The organism is Paenibacillus sp. FSL H7-0703, from assembly GCF_038003485.1.
In the GTDB taxonomy this organism is placed as follows: domain Bacteria; phylum Bacillota; class Bacilli; order Paenibacillales; family Paenibacillaceae; genus Paenibacillus; species Paenibacillus polymyxa_B.
This window is the reverse complement of record NZ_JBBOPF010000002.1, coordinates 153,708-179,568: the sequence shown is the minus strand read 5'-3', so window position 1 is coordinate 179,568 and position 25,861 is coordinate 153,708. Positions and strand designations below refer to the sequence as shown.

Genomic DNA, 25,861 nt, shown 5'->3' with positions numbered 1-25,861 from the left:
AAAATAACCCCCGGTCCAAAGACCGGGGGTTATTTTCAGCTTATTCTACGCCGTCCTGATAATGATTTTTCCAGTGCTTATCGCCTTTGTGTGCGAAGTCTTCAACTGTCTTTTCCAAAGTAGCTACCAGTTGGGCTTTAATCTCAGAAATTGTGTCTCGGAACAGTCTTTCTTCCGTACCATTAATTTTTTCACCATATAGAGCCTGAGCGGCTATAAATTGACGATGTTGCTCCACAAAACTGTCAATCGAATGCAATGCATGCTCCACGTATTGGGAAATGCTATGATGCTCGTTAGGCAGTTGCAATTTTAATTCATGAACTCTGTTTAATAATGCCATGATGATCACCTCGTGCGTTTTGTTATGTCAATAATTATACATCATTTTCGGAAAATTTTCATTAAATTTTGATTAAAATGTGACTTTTATTATGTCATGATTGCATTTTCACTGGTGATCAGGCATAATTTTCGGAATTATTTCATTATTTCCTTTGTGTCATGATTTTAAAATTTAATATATATGATACGAAGATGATATAAGAGCAAGCTGCGACAGCTGTCTTTCTGACATGTTATAATGGGGAAAAAGCCCAGTCGAAAGGTTGTCAGTATGGTATGAAGCTTTTTAAAGGTTTATTTTGGGGGATTCTGATCAGTCTTCTCCTGTGGTGTGCTTTGTTCGGGCTTGTCCACTGGATGTCTCATTAAGTCGCTTCCTGTATCTTATACAATAACTCTTGCGACTGTATCCACATCATTAACGGAAATCGTATATACGTGTTCGTCATCATAGAGCTTGAATTGCTGAGTTTCTTGGTCAGATAGGAGCTTAGGCCAGCCAATTACGGTACTTCCATTCAGTAACCGGATAACAACGGCTTGCATTTGGCTCACGGCCAGTTTGATCTCATCGTTCATTCGTACAACCTCCTCTCTATACTATTTGTCGTCGAATATTCAACCTTTTTTTATAGTCAGTAAGGGGTTACAAAAAATAAAATCCGGGGATTACCTTAGTTGAAGGCATCTACTGGAATAGCTTGAAGGGAAGAGGGAAATTGAAGAAAAAATTGCTAAGTTTTATAGCTTTAGTACTGCTAGCTGCGGGCGCGTACTGGTTTGAAGGAGGCAATCTTCTTACGAAAACGACAGGAGAGAACCCGCCTTCATCGGCTCAGGTTACGCTGCAATTCCCGTCAGGTCGTTACCCTGAAACGGCGCAGCATATTAAGGAAGCCATTCAGGCGGGAAAATCACCGGTATGCACAATTGACCGTGAAGGAGCCGAGCAAAATCGCAAGCATTCACTTGCAGGTGTTCCCACTCGTAAAGGATACGATCGTGACGAATGGCCGATGGCTATGTGCTCAGAAGGTGGCAAAGGTGCAAATATCAAATACATAGCCCCTAAGGATAATCGTGGGGCAGGATCATGGGTCAGTCACCAATTGGATGAGTATGAGGATGGAACTCGTGTGAAATTTGTTGTGAAATAGTGCTATTACTTTTTATTACCTTGGGCTGTTTCCTGTCTGGCCTTAATCAACGCCAGAAAATCAAAAAAATCACCTAGTGTATTGAAGCCGGCACCTAAAATGGCCAAGTCTTCAGCGGATAGTTGGTTAAACCATTCCATTTGCTTAGCATCAAACATATTATCACCGCCAACCATTGATAATGTATAGTATGTACTGACGGCAACGAAGGTCAGGGCTCTGGCATACCATTTAAGTATGCCTGTTTTTTGTGCAGAGGATGTGTAGAACTCATGTTTAAATTTAATTTTTATACTAAAATCGTTTCCATCGTTATCGTATTGCTTATACCTGTGCTGATCCTGTATGTCTATTCTAATCAGACAACAACAGGCGTATTACGTGAGGAGCTGAATCAATCTAATTATAATCAGCTGACTTTTTTTCAAGACCAGGTGAATACGAATATTGAAATGATTTCCTCCTGGCCGCATCTGCTGATTCATGATCCCGATGTAGCCAGTTTTCAAGCGATTTTTTTGAAGGACAAGGTTCTCAATCTGGATGGAATTAACCTTGTCAAACGGATTCAAACCAAGCTTGGGCTTCAGGAAAGCTCTTCTAATTGGAGAACCGGGCTGAGTATCTATTCTCCTTCGCTTGGACGGGTTGTATCGGAGAATGGAGCAGGTTTATATGACCAGAAAAAACTAAATCAGCTGATAAAAGACGGCTGGCAGGTATCCAAAAAAAGATCATACGGGAAAGACCAATTTATATTTTCATTGTATACATTATCCCCGTTTTCTTCGCTTGGTAATCCAGAAACCGCTAACACGATTATTAAAGTTGAATTTGACAGCAGTAATATTCAGGATATGCTTGACCGCTTCAAAGGTGATGGTCGAAAGGAGCCTTTTTATTATAAAAAAGGCGTAGGAGCGATCTATAATCGTACTGCCAATGAAGAGCTGTCTGGACAGCTGATTTCAAAATTAGAAAAAATGGGGCTCCATGAAGTTGATAATCTGACTGTGAAAATTGGAGAAGAAAGCTACCTGGTTCATGCCGTTCTTTCGCAAACGACGGGGTGGTATTTGATTGATTATATGCCTTTGTCCGATATGATGTCTCCGATTTACTCATCGAATCGACTGTTTTATATAACTGTTGTTGGCTCGCTGCTGGTAGGCTTGATTGGCGCTTACTTGCTTCATTCACAGGTACAAGTGCCGATTCTTCAGCTTGTGCGGGCATTTCGGAGACTAAAGGATGGAGACTATGCTGTTCGATTAAGTCTAAGAGGGAGTCACGAGTTTGCTTTCCTGTCTAGTCAATTTAATCTGATGGTCGAACAGATTCAGGAGCTATTTGAGAAGGTGTATGTTGAGCAGCTGCATGTCAAGGAAGCGCGACTAAAGCAGCTACAGTCACAAATCAATCCGCATTTTTTTTATAATTGTTTTTCGTTTATTACAAGTATGGCGAAGCTGCGCAATCATGAGGCGGTCGTGGCCATGGCTCATAATTTATCCAGGTATTATCGATATACAACCAGACAGGAGCGGGATTTGGTTCCATTGTCAGAGGAAGTCGAATTTGTTCAATATTATTTGAACATACAGCAGATGCGTATGCCAAGGCTAACGTTCTTAATTCATGTTTCTTCACAGGCTAGCAGTCTGCTGATTCCGCCGCTTGTAGTGCAGCCACTGGTGGAAAATGCGGTGCTGCATGGGATAGAGCCTCAAGCGGAGGATGGTGTAATTCATATTTTAACCGAGCGTGTTGGCTCGTATATGTACCTGATTGTGGATGATAACGGACTCGGTTTGAGTAGAGAGGCTATAACTGCCCTGACATCAACGCTTGACAAGCCAGTGGAAGAGGAACATGGATATGGTCTATGGAATGTGCATCAACGCATGCGATTACATTTTGGGGAAGATGCAGGACTGGAATTCTCTTTGTCTCCATTGGGAGGATTGCGTGCAGTTTTAAAATGGTCGATCTCAACAGAAGGAGAGCATGCGAATGGTTTAATTGAGCCTTCGCCAAATTCGAATATAGTTAAAACGGAGGGAACAGATGGTTCAGATATTACTAGTAGATGATGAGAGTTATGTAACAGAAAGTCTGGCAGCTACCATTCCGTGGGAGACGCTAGGCATCGAGAGGGTTCATCAAGCGGCTTCCGCATTAGCAGCAGTGGATGTGCTGGAAGCGTACGATATTGATATTCTGGTTACGGATATTCGTATGCCTGGTATGACGGGACTGGAGTTGATTGTTGAAGTAAACGAGCGATGGCCGCATATCCGAAGTTTGTTACTGACAGGCTATGCCGATTTTGAATATGCTAAAAAAGCGCTTCAGCTTAAGGCTTTTGATTACATTTTAAAGCCGGTGGATGATGAAGAGTTTATCAAATGTGTGTCAGCCGCCATGGATTCGCTAAAGGAAGAATGGGAAGCATTTGACAAGGTTCATCAATTACAATATAGCCGCAGAAACGATTTTGGTGTACTGCGGACCCATTTGATGCATGATTTACTACTCGGGCGTGATTTACCAGTACCCAAAATAGAGAGCAAAATGTCCGAGTACGAAATCAAGCTACGCACGGGACATCCTGCCAGTATGCTGCTTATTCAGCTAGGAAAGCATTTTTCTGATATGGACTATCATTCAGTCTCCTTAATTGAGTATGCGATTGGAAATATTGCCGAAGAAGTGTTCGCACCTGATTTTCACGTTTGGCATTGCAAAGCGCCGCATGACTGCTTAATTGTATTAATAGAAGGGAATTGGAATTCATTCCCTGAACGGAGCGCGGATGAGCAGAATCGTTTTTTGAGTGCGGCGATTGAGACCTTTCGAAAAAATGTGAGCAATTACTTGAAAGGGGAAATTTACGTTGCATTGACCGGATGGTTTAAGTTTCCAGAGGAGCTATCTAAGCTATATCAGAAAGCGATTAGATCCTTATACTGGAACCATCAGGAGGAGACGGATACACTGCTATTCATAGAAGAGCAGACAGAACAGCCACACAGCTCAGTTAAGTCACTGGAGGGGCTTTATATGCACCCAACGCTTACTCATCTGCTTGAATCCAGGCAATGGGACGAGGCCGAAGCGAAAGTGAGCCGTGTATTTGGAAAAATGGAAGAGGTGGGATATACACGCGAGCATTTATATGAGCTGTTTATTTCGGTGACGAGCGCCTTTATGTATACAGCGCACAAACAAGGACGTTTCATTACACAGATGGATCAAGTAGGCTTCGATCCGTTACATGCGCAGAAAATGGTTCATTCGTTCCCCCACCTCAAAGAGTGGATATTTTCCATGATGAACAAACTTAAATCTGAATGGTCCGCAAGCGAGCAAAGCGCTAAAAGCTATGTGGTCAAGCAGGTTCAGGAGCTCATCTCCCAGGATAGAGGCCAGGAGCTGTCTGTTAAGACGATTGCTGATCAGGTCTATCTTCATCCAGTCTATCTGTCTAAAATTTATAAAGCTGAAACCGGAGAAGGTCTGGGTGACTATATTATCCGAATGAGAATGGAGCGGGCTCTTTATTTGCTCAAATATTCCAACAAAAAAATATACGAAATTACGACGGAACTAGGCTACCAGAATCCCCAATATTTCAGTAAGATGTTCAAAAAGCATTACGGAATGACTCCGCATGAATTTCGGGACCAGTAAGGACGAAACCAGCAAAGATCAGTTGGGAAAGGTGCAGAAATATTTATTTTGTGACATAGGCTGTGAAGAAAAGCCCTCTTATAATAAAAGAGTAGAAAATGATTTTTAGAGGGGGAACAATATGCGAGTTCATTCGAAGAAAAAGCTGTTGTCGTTGCTCGCCGCAACTATGGTATTAGGAGTGGGCCTTGTGGGCTGCTCAGGTACGGGGAATGATGGAAATGGGGACAGCACAGCTAAAACTGAAAACGTATACAAAGAAAAATACAATCCAGAAGTCACAATTTCCACGGTATGGGGTGTAGATCCCGCCTTAAAATTTAAAAATGGTGAATCTATCGAAAATAACATTGCGACCAAATGGGCTAAAGAGAAATTCGGTATTAATATCAAATCACTCTGGTCCGTCACGGATACGAATGGCGCATTTGCTACAAAGCTGCGTTTGGCTATGTCCTCCGGTCAGGAGATGCCGGACGTCGTTGTACTGGGGACGGAGAATGAGCAACTGGCACAAGACATGATCGATTCTGGTATGTTTGCAGAGGTGGGTCCGTTGTTTGACAAGTACGCTTCGGATTCCTGGAAGCAGGCGATGAATCAGGATACAAACGTATGGAATCAGTATAGCCGAGATGACAAAAAAATGGGTATTCCTGTGCTTGATTTCGCCTATAACCATGATTATGTATTGTGGGTACGACAAGATTGGTTGGATAAGCTGGGTATGAAGGCTCCAGAGACGATGGATGATCTGGAAAAAGTGATGGATGCCTTTAAAAATAAAAATCCGGACGGACTGGCTCCGAACAAAGTGATTCCGCTCAGCATCGGTTTTAAAACATCCATGAACACTTGGATGGGTGACCCATCCTGGATTTTCGGGGCATATGGCACTCTACCTCAGCAGTGGAACAAAGGCACAAATGGCAGTTTGGAATATGGCTCCGTGCAGCCTGGCATGAAGCCGGGTTTGCAAAAGCTGAGCGAGTGGCTCAAAAAGGGATATATTCCTCAGGAAGCAGCATTGTGGGATGAAAATAAAACGTCAGAACCTACAGTCGCAGGAACAGCCGGTATGATTCCTGGACCATATTGGATGAGCGGCTGGCCGCTTCAGGATACAGTCAAAAATGCGCCGGGTGCCGTGTGGAAGCCGATCAAGATTCCAGCAGGTCCTGACAATAAAGCCATGCGTCACGGAACGCAATATACCAATGGTGTTGTATTAATCAACAAACAAATGCAGCATCCTGAAGCTTTTTTCACTTATCAAAATTATTTGTTTGACCATTATGCTAATGCCAAACAAGACGGCGATTTGTCGAATGGGCTGTTTAAGGGCTACGATTATGATTTGGATGCGGGCGGAAAGCTAATGTCTATCGATAAAATACCAGGCGGTTATGTAAACTCTTTTCGTTATTTGCTGGTTCGTGATGGTGCGCGTATACCTGATGCCCAAATGAAGGCTTTGTTAAGTTTAGCTAACGGCGCAGAACCGAAGACCCGTCTGGAGAAAGATGTAATGGTGAACTACGGGAAAGATACTCCCGCAGCTGCCAAAGTGCTTATGGAACAGAAGGATATCTCCATGAAAGATCAGTTCACAGGCCCTACTACGCCAACCATGAAGGCTAAAAAGGACTATCTGGATAAGATTGAAAGTCAGACCTTCAATGAAATTATTTATGGCAAGCAGCCGATCTCTGCTTTTGATACCTTTGTACAGACGTGGAAAACAGCTGGTGGCGAACAAATTACAAATGAAGTAAACGAATGGTATAAAAGTGTCGAAAAGTAAAATCATGATGTTGTAATAGTTAGGAGGGCTGTCCCGAGGTGGGCAGCCTTTTTACTACAGCTTCACCCGTATCGAGTGGAAATGAATGCGCTATCATTGTGTGTTTGAAAAAAAGTTTTATTCGTTTGGCGAGCTTGAAAAATGATTGCTTTTGTGCCATGTATGTTGGTTTTTTGAACTGTTGGGACAGCGAAAACGCTTTTATAATTGAAGTATACCATGAGAGTTACAGGAGGAACTGCAATGAGAAGTCTGCAACGTACGTGGCCATTTCATATCATGCTGCTGCCAGCCATCATTTTCTTAATTGTATTCAGCTACATTCCGATGGGCGGCATCGTGATGGCCTTTCAAAATTACAAGCCTTGGCTAGGCATAACTGGTTCCGAGTGGGTTGGACTGGATAACTTCCGCTTTTTGTTTCAACGGGAGGACAGTCTACAAGTCGTCTGGAATACGCTGATTATTGCTGTGTTAAAGATGTTTTTCAATCTGGTGGTTCCGTTTGTTTTTGCTATACTGCTGAATGAAATTCGTAAGGTCGGACTACAGCGATCCATTCAGACACTGGTTTATCTGCCACACTTTCTGTCGTGGGTCATCTTGGGCGGAATTCTGATTGACCTGTTGGCTTCAGATGGATTTATGAACCGTATTCTCGGTAGTTTCGGGATTCAGCCTATCTTTTTTCTGGGAGATAATAACTGGTTTCGGTTTACTGTCATTGTATCGGATATATGGAAGGAGTTCGGCTACAACACCATCGTATTTCTTGCCGCACTGGCGGGAATTAATCCTTCGTTGTATGAGGCTTCTGAAATGGATGGAGCGAGCCGCTGGAGACAGACGCTACACATCACTGTACCTTCGTTAATTCCGATGGTAGTCGTTGTTGGAACGCTTGCACTTGGCAATGTACTGAATGCCGGTTTTGACCAGATTTTCAACCTTTATAATCCACTGGTTTACCAAAAAGGCGATATTATTGATACATTCGTCTACCGGACAGCGTTAATCAATGGAGAAATGGGCTTTGCTACTGCTATCGGCTTGTTCAAATCCGTTATCAGCATGATTCTCATTCTGATATCTTATCGACTTGCTTACAAATGGGCAGGTTACCGCATATTTTGATTCCACGAGGCTGAAAGAGGGAGAGTCATGTATCATAAAACAACGCCATATCGCATCTTCAATGTGTTTAACATTTGCTTGCTTGTGATTTTGTCCATCATGTGTATCGTTCCGCTGATTCATGTGTTGGCGGTATCATTTAGTGCTAAATCAGCAGCAGATGCCAATCTGGTTGGACTGTGGCCGGTGCAATTTTCATTAGAAGCCTATAAGAAGACGATGAATAACCCGATTTTTCTGCACTCCATCTGGATTTCTGTCTGTCGGACTGTATTGGGAACCGGCTTGACACTGCTTATTACCTTTTTAGCTGCTTATCCACTTTCAAAGGAAACATCTGTGTTCCGTAGCAGAAACGTATATTCATGGTTGTTCGTATTCAGCATGATTTTTAACGGTGGTCTGGTTCCATTCTATATGGTTATTCAAAAGATCCATCTTATGGACAGCTTCTGGGTACTTGTTTTGCCAGGAGCGGTCAATACATTTCTGGTCATCCTTATGTTGAACTTTTTTAGAGGAATTCCCAAAGAGATGGAAGAGGCCGCATTGATCGACGGAGCAGGACATTTTCGGACATTGTTTAGTATCTTTTTACCGATATCCCTGCCTTCCATTGCCACGATTGCGCTGTTTAGTATGGTATTTCATTGGAACTCCTGGTTTGACGGTCTGCTCTATTTGAGCAATGCAAAGGACTATCCGCTGGCGACGTTCCTGCAAACTGTAATTATTCAGAAGGACATGAGTTCTATGAGCATGAGTCCCAAAGAGATGGAATCACTTTCTCAAACGACGGTTAATGCTGCGCAAATTTTCATTGGTGCAGCGCCTATTCTCATTGTATATCCATTTTTACAAAAGTATTTTGTTAAAGGTATGACGCTAGGTTCCGTCAAAGAGTAACAGAATTAATTGAAGGAGATGATTTGTAGTGACGAAGCAAAACATAATCAAGTACCCTCCCATTAGTGAGCGAGTTCCACGTATGCTGCATGGAGCGGACTATAACCCGGAGCAATGGCAGCATTACCCTGAGGTGTTAGCGGAGGATATCCGTCTAATGAAACTAGCCAAATGTAACGTGATGTCTGTCGGTATTTTCTCATGGGTTTCATTGGAGCCTGAGGAAGGCGTATTTACGTTTGAGTGGCTGGATCGTATTCTGGATTCGTTTGCTGAGAACGGAATCTATGCATTTTTGGCCACTCCTAGTGGAGCAAGACCAGCCTGGATGTCACAAAAATATCCTGAGGTGCTGCGTGTGGAGGCTAACCGTGTCCGTAATCTGCACGGGTTTCGCCATAATCACTGTGCTACGTCGCCTGTTTACCGGGAAAAAGTACGTATCATGAATACGAAGCTAGCCGAGCGTTATGCTAACCATCCGGCTGTTATTGGCTGGCATATTTCCAATGAATTTGGTGGAGATTGCCACTGTGATTATTGTCAGGAGGCATTTCGCGCTTGGGTCCAGGATAAATATGGTACGCTGGACAAGCTTAATCACGCATGGTGGACGACCTTTTGGAGTCATACAGTTACAGATTGGAGCCAAATTGAGTCTCCGGCACCTCATGGTGAGACACAGGTTCATGCTATGAATTTGGACTGGAGACGGTTTGTGACCGATCAGACCGCAGATTTTATCAAACATGAGATTGTGCCGCTCAAGGCTGCAAATCCAGCCATTCCGGTCACAACCAATTTAATGGAGTTTTTTGAAGGATTGAATTACTGGAAGTTTGCTGATCTGCTCGATGTTATATCCTGGGATAGTTACCCGACGTGGCATGACCGTGAGGGAGATGATAGCCGTCAAGCTGCGAAAGTGGCTATGATGCACGATATTATTCGTTCAATCAAGGGAGGCAAGCCTTGGATGCTCATGGAGAGTACGCCGAGTTTGACAAACTGGCAAGACGTCAGCAAGCTGAAGCGGCCGGGAATGCATCTGCTATCGTCTTTACAGGCTGTAGCACACGGGTCAGACACCGTTCAATATTTTCAGTGGCGGAAAAGTCGGGGTTCGAGTGAAAAGCTGCACGGTGCGGTCGTCGATCATGTCGGACATGAGCACACTCGGGTATTCGGGGATGTGACCCATGTCGGTAATGCGCTGGAAAAACTGGAGGAGGTTATCGGTACAACTGTACCGGCGGAGGCCGCAGTCATTTTTGACTGGGAGAACCGTTGGGGAATCAACGATTCACAGGGACCGCGGAACAAAGGTGTGAAATATGAGGAGACAGCTGAAGCGCATTATTTGGCACTTTGGGAGCAGGGTGTGCCTGTAGATGTCATTCATATGGATGCAGATTTCTCCAAATACAAACTTTTGGTAGCTCCGATGTTGTATATGGTCCGCAGTGGTGTGGGGGAGCGTATACAGAAATTTGTTGAAAATGGCGGCGTTTTCGTAGCAACCTATTGGTCTGGTATCGTAGATGAACATGATTTGTGCTTCCTTGGAGGCTTTCCGGGCCCGCTTCGTAAGACGCTGGGGATCTGGTCGGAAGAGATTGACGGATTGCATGATCATGATCGTAATCACATTTTGCCGGTTGAAGGCAATGAGCTGGATCTGCAAGGGGAGTATGAAGCTGTAGAATTGTGTGATCTCATTCATACGGAGGGTGCAGAGGTACTGGCTGTGTACGGGTCAGACTTTTATGCAGGACGCCCGGCTTTGACGGTGAACCGTTTGGGAGAAGGAAAGGCTTATTACATCGCGTCACGCAACACCGGACTGTTCCACAGTCATTTTTACAGAAGTTTAATTGATGATGCAGGAATCAGTAAAGCACTCAATGTGAAGTTGCCTCATGGAGTGAATACGGCGATTCGTACCGATGGGGTTCATGATTATATTTTTATACTAAATTTCACGCATGAGTCGCAAAAGATTACGTTGGATGGACGAACTTATACGGATATGCTTGAAAATCATGCGATAGAAGATGGTAGCGTTCAATTGGATGCCTACACTGTTAAGGTTTTAAAGACAGAGCGCAATAAATAGAACATGATATTAAAGTGTGATCTCTGTCGTTTTCCCGAGTGAGGGAACTGGTAGATTGGTCAGAGGCAATGAGAAGTATACAATTCGGATGGGAGATGACTTATGAAAACAGGTAACCGCACGATGATATTTGCGATGTTGATCTTGCTATCCAGCTTATTGTATCCGTTCGGCTCTGTAGGGTTGGGTGCGGCTTCGGCCGCCCCTGCTTTCGCCAAAGGAGCAGATATAAGCTGGGTAGCAGGAATGGAAGCGCAAGGTATGACTTGGAAGGATAAAAAGGGTGTTCGTCGAGATATACTGCAAATTTTGCGAGATGACTATCAGATCAACTCGGTACGTATCCGTGTGTGGGTAAACCCTGACATGAAAGATTATGCAAGCGGATACATGAATGCCGAAAAGGCAGCAGAACTGGCGCAGCGAGCTAAAAAATTGGGTATGAGCGTTATGCTGACTCTACATTATAGTGATTCCTGGGCAGATCCAGGGCAACAGAACAAACCTTATGCGTGGCGCAATTTCACATTTACACAACTCATGGATGCAGTCTGGTCTCATACGGTCTATATTATGAACACGATGAAAAGCAAGGGGGTAACACCGGACTGGGTGCAGATCGGTAATGAGACGAACAATGGAATGCTCTGGGAAGACGGCAAAGCTTCGGTGAACATGAAAAACTATGCCTGGCTCGTCAATACAGGTAATAATGCTGTAAAATCGGTAAGCAGCAGTACCAAAACGATCGTACATTTAGCCAACGGGGATAACGGTTCCATGTTGAACTGGAATATCGGCGGACTGATTGATAATGGAGCTCAGTTTGACCTCATCGGGCTGTCTTTGTATCCGTCTCCTACTGACTGGCAGGGCAAGGTGGATCAGACGATTACCAATGCCAATAACCTAATTGCCAAATACGGTAAAGGCATTGTCATCAGTGAAATCGGGATGGAATATAACGAACCTGCAGCTTCCAAGGCATTTATTTCTGCAATCAAAACAAAGGTTCGGAACATTGGAGGCGGCAAGGGAACAGGGGTATTTTATTGGGAGCCGGCTGCAACCCCAGGTTATAATCAAGGTTATAACAAAGGTGCTTGGCAGGCTGACGGTAAGCCAACCTCAGCTTTGGAAGGATTTATAAATTAAGAAGTACGTAAGAGTATATCAAAGAACCTCTAGTTCGCATTCTATGCAGACTAGAGGTTCTTTATTGTTATCTTGAGTTACTTGGAGGTTATAAAATTAGGCTTCCCGGTTCACCTTGAAGAACGAAATGAGCTCTTCCAGCTCCCCGGACATCAATGTAAGCTTGTCAGAAGCTTGGACAATAGAAGCCATAGACTCAGCCTGTTCTCCAATGGTATGCTCGATTTGTTTGCTGCTGTCGACTGTTTTGCTAACTGTCGAAGAGAGCTCGTCAGAGGTAGCTGACATTTCCTGCGTGCTGGCTGAAATCTGCTCCGTTGCGCTGGATACCTCTTGAATTTGTGACGACACTTTATTAGACGCATCTAAAATTTCAGAGAACATTTCGCCTGTTTGCTTCGTAACTTCTAGCCCAATGTGAACTTCTTTTGTACCAAGGCTGATGCCTTTTACAGTCTGCTCAATTTCTTTTTGGATTTCTTCAATAAGCTCTGCAATTTGTTTGGCAGACTCTTGAGACTGTTCAGCCAAATTACGCACCTCTCCCGCTACGACTGCAAAACCTTTGCCCTCTTCACCGACTCTGGCAGCTTCAATAGAAGCGTTCAGTGCAAGCAGATTCGTTTGACTGGCAATGCCTGTAATGATGCTGACGATATTGCTGATTTCGTTAGAACGGTTCTGCAGCGCATTAACGGAATCAGCTGTACTTTCCATTGTAGTGGAGATGGAGTCCATTTGAGCGGAAAGCTTTTGGGCTACCTGATTGCCTTCAACGGAGCGTTTTTCCATAGAATAAGCTTGATCGGCTACGGAAGAGGAGCTTTCGGCAATCGTTTGGATAACTGTCGACATTTCATTCATAGCTCTGGAGCTTTCAAGTGCTGCGTGATCCTGAGCTTCAAGCCCCTGGGTTATTTCCTGAATATTGCTGTTAATGACGTTCGTATTCGTACTGTTTTTCTCGCTAATGCTTAACAATTCCTGGGCAGATCCCGTAACTTCTTGCGTCGTATCCTGTACTTTCACCATGGTATCGTTAAGGCGTTTGATCATAGAATTAAATTTTTGATTGATAATGCCAAGGTCGTCCTCACCTGTCTTGATTTTTACATTCAGATTCCCCTCGCTGACTTCTTCAATGCCCTTCATCAGGCTACGAATTGGGGAGAGGGTACGTTTTACCAGTAAATATTGGACCGTTAAGAAGATCGCAAGGAACAGAATGAGCAATGAAACACCATATACAAGCAATTTATGAAGTCCGTTAGGTACAGAGCTCGCGTCTACGTCAAAGTATATCGCACTTGTGATTTTACCGCTTTCATCTGTAATTGGGTAAACAATGGTCGTCCATGTGCCAAAATCGTCAGTATAAAAGCTGCTAAACGCTGAGTCTTTAGATTGAAGCATTTTATTTACACCTTGTACATTTTCGTCTGGAAGAGTATACATATCCCCAATGTTCATCTTTGAGTCTTGGAAAGCTTGGACTAAATTTGTAGGAACGCCAATAATGGAGGTTTGATTTCCTTCTGCTAGTTCTGTGCCAAATATGTAAGCTTGGGCAACATTAGGATAAAATGTGTGGATAGAATCTAGGAATTTGCGTAAATCCTGTTGAGCAGAACCGTTATAATCTTTTTCGCTTAATGCTTGTTGTACTTTTGTTTTGTCAACATCTTCTGCCCATTTTTTAGTCAATACTTTAACTTGGTCTTGCAGCTGCGTGGTGAGAATGTTCTTTTGAAGTATATAGCTGGATGTGATGAGAATAGCACCTATTAATACGATGTTAAGAAAAGAGATTAATAGATTTTTACCAAAAAAGGACATAGTTCTCCACTTCAAGTTTTTCACGTTTTCTTCTCCTTTGAATTAGCATTTTAGTTTCATATACAACCTACCCCATATATATTTCGACAATTTGCTTTCTAAATGTTAGGTATTTATTAAAAGGGAGAGTAGAAGGTTATTCAAAAAGAACGGCGGCCCCTAGTAAATGAAACGATGGGACCGCCGCTTGTCGGCAAAACTGGATTTTATGTTGTTTTTCCAACTCAATTCTTACTAAATCACTTTATTGTTCAAACAATATTTAAAAAATAAGATAAATGAGAGCAAACGGGTATACTTTATACCTATAAATACCTGGATTGCATTGAGGGTTCTTAAGTTTCTGTCCCTATAAAAGAAGTGAAATGAGTAAGGGTAGTGAAATGAGCGATAAGACTGAGCTAATAACAAATGCAGATGCAGCTTCCGTTTCCAGTGTTTCATAACGGGTAGCAATCATAGCGGCCACAGCCGAGCCGGGAAAAGCGACAAGCAATACGGCCTTGGTTACATCTTCATGGGATAGTCCTATCAGAACAGCAATACCGAGCATAACCATAGGCATCACGATGGCTTTCAGCACAGCGATGCTAAGTGCTTTTGGACTGAACGTAATCTTTTTGATACCAATGGTTACCCCGATGGCAAATAGGGCTGTACCAGCAGTAATATTGCCGATTTGATCAAACATGGATTGCAAAAGTTTCGGAGCGTGGAATCCACATAGAGTCAATACGACACCAAACAAGGGTACGCAGGCAAGCGGCTCGCTGAGTCCATGAAGGACTGATTTCATAGTGACTTTAAATAAGTTGCCTTTAGTGCCGTCGGATTCTGTTGTTTTGCGCTGACCGACCGTTCCCAAAATACTTGCAAGCGGATCAAGAATGGCATTAACGACGATCCCAGTAATCGCAATCGGGATGGCGACTGCCGCACTTCCGAACAAGCTGCCCAGAACCGGAATTCCCATGAATGCAAAAGAAGGCTGTGTCGAATTCAATGCGAACATGGAGGATTCAGTCAGGCCTTTTTTGGCAATTAAGCGATAAACAATGAGCAATACAATATAAAAGCCGATTACACCAAGTAGCAAAGCCACAAGAAAGGGCCACTTTTGAATCAACGTCTCTCTGGGTGTCGTCGTAATACCAATAAACAAGTGTGCAGGTAGAGCAAACTTCGTCACGAGTGTATTTAATCCCTTAGAAGAAGCAGGGTTAAAGGCCTTAAACAATCCTGCGAAATAACCAATTAAAATGACAAAGAAAATAGGAATTAAGATAATAAAAATATGACCTGTAGCCATGATGTCGCCTCCAATGAAGATGTCCGCCAAAAATGGCGGACATCAGTTAAATAATCACTTTGCATATGCAAGTACACATTTGATGTTGTTCGCTATTTTTTAAACCAGAACCGTTTCCTGACCATATTGTTTGATGGGTTTATATTTGCAGTCCCACATCGCATCTCGAACTGCTTGTGCGATATCGTCCGGTTGATGACGCGCTACTCCATCCTGAACTGCTGCCTTAGCTACAGCCACGGCTACCGCTTCAGATACTTCTCGTAGCTCGTTGATTTTTGGCAGCAGGGAAGCACCAGGCTGCGACAAATCAACCATTTGAGCTACTGCATGGGCAGCTGCTGCAAACATGCTATCTGTTATAATTTTGGATTTTACCACGATTGCGCCGAGACCCAGACCCGGGAATACGAAAGCATTGTTGGATTGCCCAATTTCAAACTTAATATTGTTATAGATCACTGGCTCAAAAGGACTTCCTGTTGCAATGAGGGCTTTTCCTTCGGTCCAGTGGATCAAATCTTGCGGAGTTGCTTCTGCCAGTGGAGTCGGGTTGGACATAGGCATAATAATAGGACGTTCTGTATGTTTGGCCATTTCTTTAACGATTTCCTCACTAAATGCCCCAGTAACACCGGAAGTACCGATCATAATCGTCGGTTTCACGCGGCGAATGACTTCAAGCAAAGGGATTTTGCCATCCTCAGCATGTTCCCAGTCACGGCATTCTGCAACATCACGCACATAAGGGACCTGGAATGGAAAAAGTCCTTCTGTTTCGTTGGTGAGCAGGCCGCGGTAATCATAAGCCCAGAAGTTACGTCTTGCTTCTGCTTCTGACAGTCCTTCCAGCATCATGGCGGCGCTAATTTGGTCTGCATTGCCGATTCCGGCAGCTCCTGGACCAAAGACTAGCACCCGATGCTTGCTCAGTGGGATTCCGGACAATTGAACACCAGACATCACACCCGCGAGCGTAACCGCTCCAGTACCTTGAATATCGTCATTGAAAGTCAGAATACTATTACCGTATTTATTGATAATGTTCCGTGCGTTGACATTGCCCAGATCTTCCCAGTGCAGCAGGGCATTCGGGAAAAAGGAAAGTGCAGCTTGAACATAAGTGTCAATAAATTGGTCATATTGTTCTCCACGTACACGTTTATGACGATTCCCCATGTATAAAGGATCTTCCAATAGCTTCTCGTTGTTTGTACCTGCATCAAGAACAACTGCCAGCACCCGGCTAGGATCTATACCAGCAGCAGCTGTATACACAGCAAGCTTACCAATAGAGATATTAATACCTCCGACTCCCCAGTCCCCGATTCCCAAAATACTCTCGGAATCTGTGGCTACGATCAGGTCGATATCATCAGGGTCTAGGTTCAAATTCTTAAAAGCCTCTCCAATACCCGCAAGATTATCGATAGATAAATACATACCACCAGGCTTGTGATATTCATGACTGTATTCCTGTATAGCCTGGCCTACTGTTGGTGTATAAACAATCGGGAGCATTTCGCTTAGGTGCTCAGAGAGCAAACGATAATAAAGAACGGTATTCCGATTAAAAAGATCATTTAACGCAACATTTTTACGCAAATTATCCGGTTGGCTCTGAAATTGCTCGTAAACCCGCTGAACCTGCTCCTCAATAGTTAATATCGTAGGAGGAAGGAGACCATCAAGTCCAAGCTGTTTCCGTTCTTCCAGGGTAAAAGCCACTCCTTTATTTAGCAGGGGGTTGGCAAGTAGATCTTTTCCGGTTAATTTAGTTTCGATAGATCCGTCTTCCGTAAAATGAAAAGCACGCATTTTCAATTCCTTCTTTCTAAAAAATTACATTTTGTTAATCCTTGAACAATTCGTGAACAAGTATACGCCTTATTTTAAACCAAGTGAACAAGTATGTTGTGTGAAAAATGGTTATATAAGTGTTTACATAAGAAAAATTATGAAAATGAAAGCGAATTTCAATGTTTTTCGAAAGAAAATTTCATTTAATTTTCATAATATTTTCGGAAAATATTGATCTGATATGATAATTATCATAGTTTTTATAGGTGCGATTCGATTGAGTGTGCATGAAAAATAGCTTAACTTCATTTTATATAAACGAAGTTAAGCTATTTTTTTGGCTATAGGGATGGCTGAGGGACAATTCAATGCTTCGCAGCTCTATGTTTAATGAACATCAGGCATTTAATTCTCCGATGCGCTTGACGGCTTCATCAGTAACTGTAGCAGAGCGTCGCATCCAGCTGTTACGCCATTTCAATTGCATTATGATGACGAGGGTAAAGGCACAGAACGTGATTAGGCTCAGAGAGATGAAGCCCGGCATATAGGAACCCGTTGATTTGTACAGATGACCCAGTATAAGGGGAAGGAAGTACCCGCCTATGCCACCAGCAGCGCCGACGATACCGGTCATGAGCCCGATTTCGTTGCCGAACCGCTGCGGAACGAGCTGGAATACGGAGCCGTTGCCAGCGCCAAGGCACATCATGCCTACGAACAGCAGCACAACTACCACGGCAAGTGGCGGTAAAAACGCAATGCCGGCGAGCATAATCCCGGCTCCCGCATACAAGTACATTAACATGCGTGAACCACCAATCCGATCAGACAAAAAGCCACCTACAGGACGAAAGAAGCTTCCGGCAATCACACAAATGGTCGCAAAATCGGCGGCATGTACCGCGGAGAGGCCATATTGGGTATTGAAGAAAATAGTCAAATAATTAGAAAGGCCAACGAATCCGCCAAACGTCACGCAGTAAAAGGCACAGAATACCCAGGCATCCCTCTGTTTGAGCACCGAAGCATAATGCGACAGACTTTTTGGTGCTGGGCGGTGAGGGCTGTTGCGGGCAAAAATACTGAACAGAACGAAGACGGTTAAGATGGGGAGGATGGCCAATCCGAAAACGGCTTCCCAACTACCAAAATGTTGAGCAATGCGGTTGGCGAACAATGTCGCAAGGACGGTACCGCTATTCCCGGCACCGGCAATTCCCATAGCCAAGCCTTGATGCTCTTTGGGGTACCATTGACTGGCCAACGGCAGCGCAGCTGCAAATGATGCTCCGGCTACGCCCAGGAGCAGGGCAACAACGTACATGTGCTCTAGCGAATCAACCCACAGCCAGCCGAGCAAGAGAGGGATTATCGTGACAAGCATACCAATCTGTCCCGTGAGCTTCGGACCGATATAATCCGACATGAATCCGAGCACGAGCCGCAGCAGGGAACCACCAAGTATAGGTAGGGCGACAAGATTGGCTTTTTGTACAGGGTCCATTGGATAATCATTAGCAATTACAACGGCCAATGGGCCGATCATTCCCCAGATCATAAAACTGATATCAAAATACAGAAAGGAGCCAAATAGGGTGGGCTTGTGTCCGCTTTTCCAGAAACTTTTTTTGTTCATTCTCCATCTCTCCTGTTCTCATTGTTGTTCTTTGTCTGAAAAATGTAATTTGAACATGAAAAAGCCGCAAATCGCCCCTACATGGTATCTAGGAAACGGTTTGCGGCCTCATTGCCGTGGTTGACACACCTCATTGTGAGTCGACTTGGTATGATCACGTTGGAGTGATTTTAATCAAATTATAAAAAAGGATCTGTTTTATGTCAATATACATAACACAAAATCGTAAAAAAATTAAATATAAGGTGAAAATATAGCTTTCATGTATTAAATATTGACATGACATTCACAATTCAGTAATCTTAGATACATATCGGCACAACGATGTGCTGACATTTACGGCAACGGTGCCCTTTTCCATTGAATGGAGAAGGGCTTTTTCTGTCTTATTTTATTCGGAGAATGGGGCTGGTTTAATATGATGAAAAAACTGGTCGTCGTCGGCAACGGTATGGCAGGCATTAAATGTGTGGAGGAAATACTTGATCTGGAGCCAGAGCGGTTCCAAATCACGATATTTGGTGCAGAGCCCCGTCCCGGGTACAACCGAGTGCTCCTGTCCAAAATGCTTCAGGAGGAGAGCTCATTTAAGCACATCGTTACCCATGACTGGGACTGGTATGAAGAGAACGGGGTAAAGTTGTACGCGGGTGAACGCGTCTGTCGTATTGATGTTGCAGCCGGGATGGTGGAAACGGAATCCGGCATCAAAGAACCTTATGACATACTCATATTGGCAACGGGCTCATTGCCTTTCATGCCGCCCATTCCCGGAGCTCGAAAACAGGGGGTAATCGCTTTTCGTGATGTGAATGATTGTGAAACCATGGCAAGATATGCCAAAACATACCGTAAGGCCACAGTTATCGGAGGGGGGCTGTTAGGACTTGAAGCCGCTCAAGGCCTGTTGAATCTAGGGATGGAAACTGAGGTTGTTCATAATGCGCAGTATCTTATGAACCGTCAGCTTGATCGGACGGCGGCTGTGCTTCTGCAGCGAAAGCTGGAACAACAGGGCATGAGGTTTCATTTGGCGAAGGAAACGGTCAACATCATAGGCCGAAACAGGGCGCAAGGATTGATATTTGCGGACGGGAACAGGTTGGAAACGGATTTGGTTGTGCTGGCGGTTGGTATCCGACCGAATATCGAATTAGCTCAGGACAGCGGTCTGACCGTAAACCGTGCCATTGTCGTGGATGATTATATGCGCACGAGTATTCCCGGTATTTATGCCGTCGGCGAATGTGCTGAGCATCGCGGGATTTCATACGGGCTAGTGGCGCCGCTATATGAGCAGGGCAAAGTGCTGGCAAAAGTTATTTGTGGTCGTGAAACGGCTCCCTATGAAGGGACGGTTCCGTATGCGCAGCTCAAGGTAGCAGGGATTCATCTGTTTTCCGTAGGAGACATTCGCGAAGAGGGAAGCGAGATAGCGGTCATGGAGTATAACGGGATGCAGGAGGTTTACAAAAAAGTGATGATGCATGCCGGTGCTGTCACTGGTGCCATTTTATTCGGAGATACGGCGGAAAGTAACTCCCTGCTCGGTATGGTACGGCGCGGCGCGTCGGCTACAGAGCTTGCATCCCAGGATAACAGCGAGAGCAGAGCAGAGGATGCGGTAGCCGCACTGCCGGAAGAGGAGACGGTATGTGCATGCAACGGCGTAAGTAAGGGGGCTATTTTGCGAGCGATTGCTACGGATAAGCTGAAGACGGTGGAAGAAGTGAAAAGCCGGACCAAAGCATCTGGTTCCTGTGGGGGCTGTCGGCCGCTGGTGGCTGCACTGGTCAAAAATAGTTTGTCCCGATCGACAGTTTCCGGGCCTGTAGTTACTCCGACCGCCCAAGAAGTTGTCCCTGTGTGTGGATGTACGCACTACGATCATGATTCGCTTAAGACAGCTATGGTGGACGCAGCCTGTCAGACACCAAAGGAAGTAGTGTCCCGTCTCGGTTGGACCAGACAGCAGGGGTGTGAATTATGTCGTCCGGCTGTACTTTATTATTTGGAATCTCTCGGGTTGCGAGACAGATCTGCGACAAATCCATTAGGCGCTGGCGTTGCGGTTCAGGTCGCCGCGCAGTGCGGAGGAGAAGCGCCCTCTGCGGGTCTGCGCTTTACGAACCTAAATGCCGAGAATCAGGCTTTTGTTAAGTCGGACCTGATGGATCAGGCATTTGTAGAAGTAGCCTGGCTAAGAGAGCGGTTGGCAACTTTATGGGGAAGTCTCGCATTGCCCTCGTTGGTTACAGTTACTGTTTGTCCAGGATCGGAGTATCCCGGAGGTGTACTTGTCCACGATATTGGAATATCCCGATCTCCAGCAGGCTGGGAGGTTTATGCCGGTGGTCATGCTGAGCATCCGGTTCGCCAGGGGCAGCTGCTTGGATTGGAGGAGGACCCGACAGAAGCAGTCCTGCTGGCTGCAGTTTGCTTGCGAATATACCGACATAGTGCCCGGTACGGGGAGAAAATGTGGGAGTGGATTGAAAGGACTGGTGTTATGGCACTACGGGAAAGTGTGCTTGATACTGCTCTTCGAAGTGAACTGGCAGGCAGCCTACGGACCACAATGCTGACAGGATGACGGGTTGAGTTGGAGTTGTGGCGATATATCTAGCGTGTGCAGACAATAAAATTACGAAAAATGGCGAAGGGGAGGTGACTTTGATGTGTCAGTCAGGAGAAAGCAAACCGGAAGCTGGGCTACATGTATCGTCAGTAATGGATACGCAGTGCCCGTTTTGCAGCGTGCAATGTAAGATGACCGTTAGCACGGGTACAGAGACACTCGCGGGTATCATCCGTACAGTGTATAAGGCGGAAGGGAAGCCTAATGCAGCCTCGCAGGGTAGGCTGTGCATCAAGGGAATGAATGCGCATCAGCATGCGACTCATGCGGAAAGGCTGGTACAGCCTCTCATACGCAAAGAGGGCAAACTTGTTCCCGTCAAGTGGGAGGAGGCATTGGATACTATAGGTAGCAGTTTCTCTACGCTACTGTCCACACAGGGTGCCGATGCAATCGGAATTTACGGTGGAGGTTCACTCTCCAATGAAACGGCCTATTTACTCGGTAAATTTGCAAGAGTGGCTGTAGGTACGCGATATATCGATTATAACGGGCGCTTCTGCATGTCGGCAGCGGCATCCGCTGGCAGTAAAGTGTTTGGCGTTGATCGCGGACTGACCTGCAGATTGGCTGATATTCCATTAGCTCGTTGTATTGTACTCGCAGGTACAAATATCGCTGAATGCCAGCCGACGTTAATGCCTTATTTTCACGAGGCGAAGGAAAACGGCGCGTTTATCATCGTGATTGACCCGCGCGCGACACCAACGGCGGCGGCCGCCGATTTGCACCTGCAAATCAAGCCGGGTACGGATGCTGTGCTGGCCAATGCCATGCTAAAGGTCATCGTGGATGAAGGATTTGCGAATGAAGAGTTTATCCGCAAGCGGACCAACGGCTATGACCAGCTGTTGATTCATTTGAAGGGTGTGGATCTGAGCGAATCAGCTGCGTTGTGCGGAATTGAGGTAGAAATGATCCGGCAGGCAGCACGTGCCTTTGGTAGTGTGGAGACTGGCATCGTTTTTACGGCCAGAGGTGTCGAACAGCAGACAGATGGACATATGGCGGTGCGTGCATTTCTTAATCTGGTGCTGGCCACTGGCAAGATAGGAAGGGAAGGATGTGGTTATGGGGCTATCACAGGACAAGGAAACGGGCAAGGGGGGAGAGAGCACGGCCAAAAGGCTGACCAGCTTCCTGGCTACAGATCGATTGAGAATGAAGAAGATCGATTCTATGTGGCGTCCGTGTGGGGAGTTGAACCAAGCAGTTTGCCGGGAAAAGGGGTGTCCGCATATGAAATGATGGAGCTTGTTCATCAGCGAGAAATCCAAGCTCTGTTCGTGATGGGCTCTAATCCTGTTGTATCTAACCCGAATGTCCGGCTGGTGGAGGAAGCCCTCAAAAAGCTGAATCTGCTGGTTGTGGCGGATATGTTTCTCACTGAAACCGCGCGGATGGCCGACGTTGTTTTACCTGTGACGTCTTATTTGGAGAATACGGGGACGATGACCAATCTGGAGGGCCGCGTTCTGTTACGGGAAGCGGCGAGGCCCGCACCGGGCGAGGCTAGAGATGACTGGAACATTTTGTGTCAGTTGGCTGCAAAGCTAAACAAGGGCACCTATTTCTCTTACAGGGATGCTGAGCATATCTTTGAAGAACTGCGGCTCGCCAGCCGGGGCGGTCCTGCCGATTATTATGGGATCACATATGACAGGCTGCGTCGTGAAGAAGGAGTATATTGGCCATGCCCGTCTACGGACAGAGCCGGTATGGATATGATGTTTCGGGAAACCTTTGCCCATTCCGATCAAAAGGCTGTTTTTACGGTGGTTGAAAGCTGTGGAGCAGGAGAGGAGATATCAGAGGAGTACCCGCTTATTTTGACGAACGGCCGTGTACTGGCTCATTATTTGACCGGTGCACAAACGCGCAGAAGTCCGTCGCTGGCCGCGCGAGAGATTGAAAATTATGTGGAAATTCATCCGCGGACAGCGAGACGCTGGCATATCAGGGACGGGGAGTGGGTAGAAATAGCATCACAGCGCGGCAACTTCACTGTCCGCAGCCGAATCAAACCACATATCCGCGAAGACACGCTTTTCGTACCCATGCATTGGGGTGGGATACAAAATGTAAATCGGGCGACCCGACCCGATCTTGATCCGTTCTGCCGGATGCCTGGCTTCAAAACGGCAGCTGTACGTATTCGTCCCCTTCATCTGGCTGCAGTTGCAACAAGTGCAGATAATGGGGAATGGTCTGAGTTCTAGAGCAGGACGAAGTAAGTGACTTTTTCTTTGCATAAAAGACCAGCCCTCATTGTATGAATGAGGGCTGGCCTTTTTGGGTTGGACAGTTAATGGCCTGCAATCACAGACTGCGTGAGGCCGATATTATAATTGCAATCGGGTTTCGGATATGTTTGCTCCCGTTTTTATTTCTGTTCTGAGCATAGCTTCCCGCCATTGTTTATACAAATTCCAGGCGTCCCCGTTTTCTAGCAGCGGTTTGCAGGTATACAAACCTTCCTCTATGGAGTCGACTCGTCCTGCAACGAACAGTCGGACCGCACTGTTGAGTAACACTTGATTCGAAAAGGCTATAGAAGCTGTACCTTGTAGCACTTCCTCCGTAATGCGCAGCTGTCCAGCGGGGGTCCAGTTATGCTCTGGTACCACCGAATCCAGCCCGTACATTTCTGGATCAATAACCTGTAGTGACACCTCGCCGTTAGCAAGCAGGTAAGTCCGGGTCGGCCGATCGATGAACAGGTCCTCGGATCCTTCGCTCCCCTGGACGATCAGAGCCCTGCGGTAATTGAGATTTTGCATGAGTTTCGCCGTCTTCTCGAACACAGTATTGTGGAAAACGCCGAATACAATATAGGGGGATGAACCGTAATCAACCAGTTTCTCGGCAGTATTCAGCACCGTGCGAAGCCCCAGCTCTTCGCGAATGGACCGCAGATCTCGCAGGGGCGCGCACCACTGTTCGGAGGCTATGAATAGTACACCAGCCAGCTTCGCGGCATGAATGGCGGTTTCGCGTGTCATGTTCCCGGACGTAACCCCCATTTCCTGCAGTAAAAGCGGTAGCGTAACCCCCCATTTGGGAGGGAGAGGTGCGCTGCCATGCATCGTTACAGGTATTCCGCATGAGGCGAGTACGAAGGCTGTTGCGAAGGTGGCGATAAACGATGACTTCCTGCCATCGTACGGACCGGCAAAATCAATACCTTCCTGCATCGGGAAGCGATGGGTATATTTACGGCAAACGTTTACGAATGCTTCCAGCTCGGCAACGCTCTCCATTTTAATGCGCTCCGCGGCAAAGAAAGCTCCAATTTGAGCAGGGGTTGCCGACTGGGTCATAATAAGCTCGGCAGCAGCTTCGGCTTCGGCATAATTCAGATCTCGGGCGCCTCTTTTGCCGCGACCCACTTCTTTTAATATTTCAATGATATTCATGTTCAGGCCCCTTTCAGATTTATGCTTTTAGCATTTGCTGTGCTTTGACGATGGAGATGGCCACATCAACGATACGTTTGCGTTCGTTCATTGCTTTTTTGCGTAGCACATCGTATGCTTCCGCTTCCGGGATGCCGTTTACTTCCCCCAGTATTCCTTTGGCCATATCAATCCATTTGCGTTCTTCCAGTCGAGCGGTCAGTTGCTTGCGTTCACTTTGCCAATGCTGGCGTTCAAAAAAGCGTTTGGCACTAAAATGAAGAGCCCAATTCAGCTCATGGGCTGCCATTGAAGGGGTTAGAATGCCATCGACAGTGACATCAGCTTCACAAGCCTCTGTCGATGATAGCGCTGATTCTGCGCTGCACCACCAGAGCAATGGGACCGCTTTGGCTTGCTCCAGCCTGTCACTCCATATGCTGATAGTGCCGACAGGTATGTTTAGTACCGCCGCATCTGCATTAAGGATTAGCTGTTTGATTTCGGATTCATTGCGGCAGGGCAGAGTTAGGTATCCGTTGGACTCTAAAAGGTACTCAGGTCCTGCCTGCCATGAGGAAACGGCGTGTGTCTGCTCAGATACATGGTCAGAATGTAAGTGAATTACCAACAAGGAACGCAAGCGGGCTCCTCCTCTCTGTAACATGAAGGGTAGTTAGGGATGGGGATGGTATTCATTGATAACAAATATGACATGAAATTTTATCTGTTTGCTTATTTTTTTCACCATCATCAAATTAAAACGGACTTTTAAACCATTTTGGCGTGTTTTGGTCTGAAAATCAATCCTAATTTTGTAGGAGAGTGATATTTTATACGTCATAGATATGTTACATGGTGATAAAATATAATTTTTTATAAGATATTGCGTAAGGAATGTTGACATATCATTTGAACCATTATATATTAGCTA

At 45.5% G+C, this 25,861-nt stretch carries 19 protein-coding genes; 10 read left to right on the top strand and 9 right to left on the bottom strand.

The window, feature by feature from the left end; all coding sequences use genetic code 11:
* Positions 1–40: 40 nt before the first annotated feature.
* Both MHB46_RS25195 and MHB46_RS25190 read right to left on the bottom strand, forming a co-directional pair.
* Complete coding sequence (locus MHB46_RS25195; protein WP_013310964.1) at positions 41–343, bottom strand: hypothetical protein; 303 nt, start codon at positions 341–343, stop codon at positions 41–43.
* Between the two features lie 386 nt (positions 344–729).
* Positions 730–924, bottom strand: a complete 195-nt coding sequence (locus MHB46_RS25190; RefSeq protein WP_013310963.1) for a hypothetical protein — start codon at positions 922–924, stop codon at positions 730–732.
* Positions 925–1,064: 140 nt separating this feature from the next.
* On the opposite strand from MHB46_RS25190, the gene MHB46_RS25185 reads away from it, so the two are divergent.
* Entirely contained in the window at positions 1,065–1,502 is a 438-nt protein-coding gene (locus tag MHB46_RS25185; protein WP_165177450.1) for a NucA/NucB deoxyribonuclease domain-containing protein, read from the top strand.
* A 5-nt stretch (positions 1,503–1,507) separates the two neighbouring features.
* On the opposite strand, the gene MHB46_RS25180 is transcribed toward MHB46_RS25185, so the two are convergent.
* Entirely contained in the window at positions 1,508–1,660 is a 153-nt protein-coding gene (locus MHB46_RS25180) for a hypothetical protein (RefSeq protein ID WP_023989363.1), read from the bottom strand.
* Between the two features lie 114 nt (positions 1,661–1,774).
* Between MHB46_RS25180 and MHB46_RS25175 the strand changes: the two genes are divergently transcribed.
* The 7 genes from MHB46_RS25175 to MHB46_RS25145 all read left to right on the top strand — a co-directional run bounded on the left by MHB46_RS25175 (position 1,775) and on the right by MHB46_RS25145 (position 12,310).
* Positions 1,775–3,595 carry a sensor histidine kinase gene (locus MHB46_RS25175; protein ID WP_341163863.1) on the top strand — a complete coding sequence of 607 codons (1,821 nt, stop codon included), beginning with the start codon at positions 1,775–1,777 and terminating at the stop codon, positions 3,593–3,595.
* Entirely contained in the window at positions 3,570–5,195 is a 1,626-nt protein-coding gene (locus MHB46_RS25170) for a response regulator transcription factor (RefSeq protein ID WP_341163862.1), read from the top strand. Before MHB46_RS25175 ends, MHB46_RS25170 begins: the two co-directional genes overlap by 26 nt.
* Before the next feature lie 121 nt (positions 5,196–5,316).
* On the top strand, positions 5,317–6,999 hold the full coding sequence (locus MHB46_RS25165; RefSeq protein WP_341163861.1) for a sugar ABC transporter: 1,683 nt from the start codon (positions 5,317–5,319) through the stop codon (positions 6,997–6,999).
* A 243-nt stretch (positions 7,000–7,242) separates the two neighbouring features.
* On the top strand, positions 7,243–8,133 hold the full coding sequence (locus MHB46_RS25160; RefSeq protein WP_103048599.1) for an ABC transporter permease: 891 nt from the start codon (positions 7,243–7,245) through the stop codon (positions 8,131–8,133).
* Between the two features lie 27 nt (positions 8,134–8,160).
* The gene (locus tag MHB46_RS25155) at positions 8,161–9,039 is read left to right on the top strand and encodes a carbohydrate ABC transporter permease (RefSeq protein WP_341163860.1); all 879 of its coding nucleotides are present in this window, start codon (positions 8,161–8,163) and stop codon (positions 9,037–9,039) included.
* A 28-nt stretch (positions 9,040–9,067) separates the two neighbouring features.
* On the top strand, positions 9,068–11,155 hold the full coding sequence (locus MHB46_RS25150) for a beta-galactosidase (RefSeq protein ID WP_341163859.1): 2,088 nt from the start codon (positions 9,068–9,070) through the stop codon (positions 11,153–11,155).
* 102 nt (positions 11,156–11,257) lie between these two features.
* The gene (locus MHB46_RS25145; RefSeq protein ID WP_341163858.1) at positions 11,258–12,310 is read left to right on the top strand and encodes a glycoside hydrolase family 53 protein; all 1,053 of its coding nucleotides are present in this window, start codon (positions 11,258–11,260) and stop codon (positions 12,308–12,310) included.
* A 96-nt stretch (positions 12,311–12,406) separates the two neighbouring features.
* Here the strand turns inward: MHB46_RS25145 and MHB46_RS25140 are convergent, their stop codons facing one another.
* The 4 genes from MHB46_RS25140 to MHB46_RS25125 all read right to left on the bottom strand — a co-directional run bounded on the left by MHB46_RS25140 (position 12,407) and on the right by MHB46_RS25125 (position 18,894).
* Positions 12,407–14,170: a methyl-accepting chemotaxis protein gene (locus MHB46_RS25140; RefSeq protein WP_165177437.1), complete on the bottom strand. Its 1,764-nt coding sequence runs from the start codon at positions 14,168–14,170 to the stop codon at positions 12,407–12,409.
* A gap of 325 nt (positions 14,171–14,495) precedes the next feature.
* On the bottom strand, positions 14,496–15,455 hold the full coding sequence (locus MHB46_RS25135; RefSeq protein WP_341163857.1) for an AEC family transporter: 960 nt from the start codon (positions 15,453–15,455) through the stop codon (positions 14,496–14,498).
* Between the two features lie 99 nt (positions 15,456–15,554).
* The gene (locus MHB46_RS25130; RefSeq protein WP_165177433.1) at positions 15,555–17,273 is read right to left on the bottom strand and encodes an NAD-dependent malic enzyme; all 1,719 of its coding nucleotides are present in this window, start codon (positions 17,271–17,273) and stop codon (positions 15,555–15,557) included.
* A 379-nt stretch (positions 17,274–17,652) separates the two neighbouring features.
* Positions 17,653–18,894, bottom strand: coding sequence for a nitrate/nitrite transporter (locus MHB46_RS25125; protein WP_341163856.1), 1,242 nt, complete (start codon positions 18,892–18,894; stop codon positions 17,653–17,655).
* Between the two features lie 418 nt (positions 18,895–19,312).
* Here MHB46_RS25125 and nirB point away from each other — a divergent pair, with 418 nt between their 5' ends.
* Positions 19,313–21,487 (top strand): nitrite reductase large subunit NirB, encoded by a 2,175-nt coding sequence (gene nirB, locus MHB46_RS25120; protein WP_341163855.1) that lies wholly within the window; start codon positions 19,313–19,315, stop codon positions 21,485–21,487.
* A gap of 83 nt (positions 21,488–21,570) precedes the next feature.
* A complete protein-coding gene (gene nasC / locus MHB46_RS25115; protein WP_341163854.1) occupies positions 21,571–23,751 on the top strand; it encodes an assimilatory nitrate reductase catalytic subunit NasC in 2,181 nt (726 codons plus the stop codon).
* Between the two features lie 123 nt (positions 23,752–23,874).
* Here nasC and MHB46_RS25110 read toward each other — a convergent pair whose 3' ends face one another.
* Complete coding sequence (locus tag MHB46_RS25110; RefSeq protein ID WP_341163853.1) at positions 23,875–24,948, bottom strand: anthranilate phosphoribosyltransferase; 1,074 nt, start codon at positions 24,946–24,948, stop codon at positions 23,875–23,877.
* A gap of 19 nt (positions 24,949–24,967) precedes the next feature.
* The gene (locus tag MHB46_RS25105) at positions 24,968–25,570 is read right to left on the bottom strand and encodes an ANTAR domain-containing response regulator (RefSeq protein ID WP_061828979.1); all 603 of its coding nucleotides are present in this window, start codon (positions 25,568–25,570) and stop codon (positions 24,968–24,970) included.
* Between the last annotated feature and the right edge of the window lie 291 nt (positions 25,571–25,861).

Bases quoted from the DNA above. Each gene is read 5' to 3' on its own strand.
- MHB46_RS25130 (WP_165177433.1), bottom strand. From the start codon at position 17,273: ATGCGTGCTTTTCATTTTACGGAAGACGGATCTATCGAAACTAAATTA.
- MHB46_RS25175 (WP_341163863.1), top strand. From the start codon at position 1,775: ATGTTTAAATTTAATTTTTATACTAAAATCGTTTCCATCGTTATCGTA.
- MHB46_RS25145 (WP_341163858.1), top strand. From the start codon at position 11,258: ATGAAAACAGGTAACCGCACGATGATATTTGCGATGTTGATCTTGCTA.
- MHB46_RS25135 (WP_341163857.1), bottom strand. From the start codon at position 15,455: ATGGCTACAGGTCATATTTTTATTATCTTAATTCCTATTTTCTTTGTC.
- MHB46_RS25190 (WP_013310963.1), bottom strand. From the start codon at position 924: ATGAACGATGAGATCAAACTGGCCGTGAGCCAAATGCAAGCCGTTGTT.
- MHB46_RS25165 (WP_341163861.1), top strand. From the start codon at position 5,317: ATGCGAGTTCATTCGAAGAAAAAGCTGTTGTCGTTGCTCGCCGCAACT.
- MHB46_RS25180 (WP_023989363.1), bottom strand. From the start codon at position 1,660: ATGTTTGATGCTAAGCAAATGGAATGGTTTAACCAACTATCCGCTGAA.
- MHB46_RS25170 (WP_341163862.1), top strand. From the start codon at position 3,570: ATGGTTCAGATATTACTAGTAGATGATGAGAGTTATGTAACAGAAAGT.
- MHB46_RS25110 (WP_341163853.1), bottom strand. From the start codon at position 24,948: ATGAATATCATTGAAATATTAAAAGAAGTGGGTCGCGGCAAAAGAGGC.
- MHB46_RS25155 (WP_341163860.1), top strand. From the start codon at position 8,161: ATGTATCATAAAACAACGCCATATCGCATCTTCAATGTGTTTAACATT.
- nirB (WP_341163855.1), top strand. From the start codon at position 19,313: ATGATGAAAAAACTGGTCGTCGTCGGCAACGGTATGGCAGGCATTAAA.
- MHB46_RS25160 (WP_103048599.1), top strand. From the start codon at position 7,243: ATGAGAAGTCTGCAACGTACGTGGCCATTTCATATCATGCTGCTGCCA.
- nasC (WP_341163854.1), top strand. From the start codon at position 21,571: ATGTGTCAGTCAGGAGAAAGCAAACCGGAAGCTGGGCTACATGTATCG.
- MHB46_RS25125 (WP_341163856.1), bottom strand. From the start codon at position 18,894: ATGAACAAAAAAAGTTTCTGGAAAAGCGGACACAAGCCCACCCTATTT.
- MHB46_RS25195 (WP_013310964.1), bottom strand. From the start codon at position 343: ATGGCATTATTAAACAGAGTTCATGAATTAAAATTGCAACTGCCTAAC.